This is a genomic window from Shewanella sp. UCD-KL12 (assembly GCF_001957125.1).
Classification (GTDB): Bacteria; Pseudomonadota; Gammaproteobacteria; order Enterobacterales; family Shewanellaceae; genus Shewanella.
In genome coordinates this window covers 1-720 of record NZ_MPHJ01000050.1, presented here as the reverse complement: position 1 = coordinate 720, position 720 = coordinate 1, and the positions used below count along the sequence as shown (strand labels likewise).

1 protein-coding gene is annotated in these 720 nt (G+C 43.3%); it reads right to left on the bottom strand.

The genetic code is table 11. The features are described 5' to 3' along the window. Positions 1-720 (bottom strand): IS4 family transposase (locus BM736_RS24780; protein WP_143562487.1); only part of this gene is annotated, 720 nt, incomplete at both ends.

Below are 720 nucleotides of genomic sequence, written 5' to 3'. Positions count from 1 at the left end.
TTTAAGTGGATAGCGGCTGGGTATATAGAGCACTGAACGTGGATATGTTCGGTGCTTTCTTTTATCTGGAAGGATAAAGTGTTTTATATCGGCCCGCATTTGCTTCAGCTTAGCTGGTAACTTTCCATCAGGTGATAAAGCAAGCCACCTTAATTGAGTGTCTATCAAGCTTATCGCTGCGGTAAAGCTAATACGGGTGGGCGCAACTTTGGCTTCTTTTGCTATCGCTACCATTTCTAAGCGAACCAGATTATAAGCGATAAGCACACCCCATAGTTCTTGCTTARCACCTTCAACAAATTTGCTTCGTAACGTCACCTTACTTTGCAATTGAGTTTGCTTCAGTTCGCCGTATCCCTCCTCTATTTCCCAGCGTTGCCAGTAGATATTTAGTAGTTTATCCACCGGATATTTAACTGGGTCAACCAATGAGGTGACAAACCCTTTTATTTCACCTTTTGGCTCTTGATAAGCAATAAAACGAGCACGCCATGTTTCGGGAAGTTCGGGATTTTTCTTTCTCGCCTGGGGGGAGACTGGCATATCAATTAGCAAGTCATTATTAGCAAACTCTTCGACCACCTCATAGCGCATCTTCGATTTTATTGGTGTCAGCCAGTGTCGCTGTACTCCTGAGCCTTGCCAGTTTAATAGTAAGTCAGCAGAGAAATAACAACGGTCAAATAGGGTTAAGGAGTTATCTGAGTATCTGAGGCTTCT